The sequence below is a fragment of the Methanosarcina sp. genome, assembly GCF_035390745.1.
In the GTDB taxonomy this organism is placed as follows: domain Archaea; phylum Halobacteriota; class Methanosarcinia; order Methanosarcinales; family Methanosarcinaceae; genus Methanosarcina.
Map to the genome: position 1 here is coordinate 1 of NZ_DAOOUJ010000077.1, position 3,691 is coordinate 3,691.

Annotated in this window: 2 protein-coding genes; one reads left to right on the top strand and one right to left on the bottom strand. The window is 44.9% G+C overall.

Annotated elements, in window-relative coordinates; genetic code table 11:
• Positions 1–411 precede the first annotated feature (411 nt).
• Complete coding sequence (locus tag PLL47_RS13280) at positions 412–1,533, top strand: ORC1-type DNA replication protein (RefSeq protein ID WP_324446861.1); 1,122 nt, start codon at positions 412–414, stop codon at positions 1,531–1,533.
• A gap of 168 nt (positions 1,534–1,701) precedes the next feature.
• Here the strand turns inward: PLL47_RS13280 and thsA are convergent, their stop codons facing one another.
• Entirely contained in the window at positions 1,702–3,369 is a 1,668-nt protein-coding gene (gene thsA / locus PLL47_RS13285) for a thermosome subunit alpha (protein ID WP_324446863.1), read from the bottom strand.
• Between the last annotated feature and the right edge of the window lie 322 nt (positions 3,370–3,691).

Genomic DNA, 3,691 nt, shown 5'->3' on the forward strand with positions numbered 1-3,691 from the left:
TTTTTATTCATTTTTTCTTCAGTCAATAGTTCTTATTATTAATCAACCTTAAATACAGTTAGCAGGTCAAATCATAAGTTTCTTTCTTTATCCGGAGCTGGTTGTTAATATTATTGAGTTATTAATTTACTGGATAGTTTTCCAAAACTACGAGGTGCTTGTTTAGAAGTAACTTATCGTTCGGTAATAATTCAAAAAAGCTAAAACGTAATAAAACATATTTATGAAAAATTTAAACAGAGCAATAGATATATTTACAAAAATTTAACTTATTTCTATTAAAATCAAAATTTGACCTTTTAAAGCCTGTGTTCAAAATCAGTATCCGGCAATCACAGGAAATCAGGTGTCAGAATCCAGCAGCAAAAATGCTACGGTTAAGTACATACGCAATCAAAGGAGCAGGTTTCCTTGACAGGTAACGATATACTACTCTGGGACGAAACCCTATTTAAGGACCTTTCAGTACTTGAGCCGGATTATCTCCCGGAATATTTTCCCCACAGGGACTCACAGTTAAACGCGCTCAGGTTTGCACTCAAACCGGCTCTGCGCGGTATGCGGCCTCTAAACTGTTTGCTGGTCGGGCCCCCTGGTACAGGAAAAACCAGCGCAGTTATGAAGATCTTCAGAGAAATTGAAGCTCACGCTCCAGGCGTGGTTACTGTAAAGGTTAACTGCCAGATCGACTCCACACGTTTCGCTGTAATGTCCAGGATTTACAGGCAGCTCTTCGGGATCTCCCCCCCTAATTCCGGGATCGCGTTCAGAAAACTCTTTGAAACCGTTGTTAATTTTCTGATTTCTTCGGAAAAAGTCCTGATTGTAGCTCTGGACGACCTTAATTACCTGTGCTGTGAAGGGCACGCCAATGAAGTAATGTATTCTCTTCTAAGGGCTCATGAACAGTATCCGGGAGCAAAGATCGGGGTTATAGGGATCGTTAATGACGCATCCGATCTTTACTGCCTGGACTCCAGAGTAAACTCTGTTTTTCTGCCTGAAGAAATATCTTTCCCGAGGTATGAAGAAGAAGAGATTCTGGATATCCTCAAGGACAGGGTCAGGTATGGTTTTTATCCGAAAGTAATCTCTGACGAAGTACTGAAACTTATAGTTTCTTATGTGGAAAAAACAGGAGATTTGAGGGTTGGAATCGACCTTCTCAGACGTTCAGGTTTTAACGCCGAACGCAGGGGAAGCCGCATGATCTTGCTGGAGGATGTCGCAAAAGCCTACGAAGCATCCAAACTGCTCCACCTGTGCAGGGGAATAAGCCTTCTCTCAGATTCTGAAAAACAGCTACTTGAACTGATAGCAAAGAAGGATGAAGTTAAGGCCGGAGAGCTCTACAAATCCTTCCACGAGCTGACACAGCTTGGATACACACGCTTTTACGGCATGGTCAACAGGCTTCAAACCCTTAACTATGTGGATGCCGACTTTACAGGTAAGGGCAAGAGAGGCAGGACGCGTATGATTAAAACAAAATACGAAGCTGAAGACATTCTCAGCTGTCTTAAAAAAGCCTGAAAAAGAAAAAAGATAACGGAAATTCACATGGATTTTCCGGTGAGAGTCCGGAAAAAAGGTTTTTAGGCCTGGAATATTTTCTGACTGAACTTTAAAAAAGGAGCAGTAGAAGTACTGCACCTTTTCTGGATTCAATCAATTTTCGGTTTTACCTTATTTTTCAGGAATTTACATCATTCCTGGTGGCATTCCGCCTGGCATTCCGCCTGGCATTCCGCCTGGCATTCCGCCTGGCATGCCTCCCATTTCTTCAGGGCCTGGACTTGCTGCACGGGTAGAAGCAATGATGTCGTCGATCCTGAGGATCATGACTGCAGACTCTGTGGCTGCATTGATTACCTGGGTCTTGACTCTGAGGGGCTCGACTACGAAGTTCTTCCACATGTCAACGACCTTGCCTTCATAAACATTAAGTCCTGCGGTCTTCATTCCTTTCTCGTGCTGGGAGCGGAGCTCCATGAGCATGTCGATCGGGTCGAGACCTGCGTTTTCCGCAAGAGTCCTGGGGATAACTTCGAGAGCTTCGGCGTAAGCTTTTACTGCAAGCTGTTCCCTGCCTTCGAGAGTTGCTGCGTATTCCTGGAGCCTGAGAGCAACCTCAACTTCGGGAGAGCCGCCGCCTGCAACGAGTTTTTCGTCTTCGATTGCAACTCCTACTACGCGGAGTGCGTCTTCAAGAGCGCTGTCGATGCTGTCAACTACGTGCTCTGTGCCACCGCGCAGGAGAATGGTAACAGCTTTGGGGTTGTCGCAGCCTGTGACAAATGTCATGCTGTCGCCGCCAACCTTCTTTTCTTCAACGAGTTTGGCAAAACCGAGGTCTTCGGGGGTGATCTCGTCAAGGTTGGTGATGAGTTTGCCGCCAGTTGCCCTTGCGAGTTTTTCCATGTCGCTCTTCTTGACTCTGCGGACAGTGAAGATGCCTGCTTTTGCAAGGTAGTGCTGGGCAAGGTCTTCAACACCCTTCTGGCAGAATACAACGTTTGCGCCGCTGTTGATCACTTTCTGGACGATCTTCTTGAGCATCTGCTCTTCCTGGTCAAGGAAGGACTGGAGCTGGTCAGGAGAGGTGATTGAGATTTCTGCGTCCACTTCGGTGTCTTTGAGTTCGATTGCGGCGTTCAGGAGAGCGATCTTTGCGTCTTTGACCTTCTCGGGCATGTTTGTGTGGACCCTTTCCTTGTCAATGATCATGCCTGGAATAAGCTCGGAATCTTCTATTTTGCCGCCGACTTTCTTGACAACGCTGATATTATCCTTGTCAACTGTCTTTTTGCCGTTTGTATCGACAACGCTTGTAACAGCATCCACGGCAATCTCGGAAAGGAGTCTCTTGGAAGCTTCTGCACCTTTTCCGGTCATGGCGGTTTCTGCGATGCTGACCAGCAGGTCCCTGTTGGACATATCAACGCTCATCGCCAGGGAGTTGAGGACTTCAACAGCTTTCTCGGCTGCCAGCCTGTATCCGGATGCAATAATTGTCGGGTGGACTTCCTGTTCGATTAAGCCTTCGGCTTTGCTTAAGAGTTCGCCTGCGACAACAGCTGCACTGGTGGTTCCGTCTCCTACTTCATCGTCCTGGGTCTTGGATACTTCTACCACCATCTTTGCTGCAGGGTGCTCGATGTCCATCTCTTTGAGAATGGTTGCTCCATCGTTTGTAATGACCACATCGCCCATTGAGTCTACAAGCATCTTGTCCATACCTTTGGGGCCAAGTGTGGTTCTGACTGCTTCTGCTACTGCTTTTGCAGCCATAATGTTGTTGCTCTGGGCATCCCTGCCTCTGGTTCTTTTACTTCCTTCTTTTAAAATGAAGATTGGCTGTCCTGCCATTATTTAATCCTCCTTATTAGTGTGAGTTTGGAATAGCTCTGGAATTAAAATCGCATTTTACATGTTTGTACTTCTATATAAACTCATCCCGCAGTCCTTTCAAGGATAAGTGTGCTCTGGCTTTTTCTTACTTCCACGAACATCCCTGGATAAACCCTTCTTATACTGAATTTCTCTCATAGAAAAAAGCAGATTAAATACATACTTTTTACTTAAGCTTTTTAGAATATTGAGTCAAATAATCTGAAAATTATCTCTAAAAGCTGGAAAAACAAAACAGTAAAAAAAACAAAACAGTAAAAAAAACAAAACAGTAAAAAAA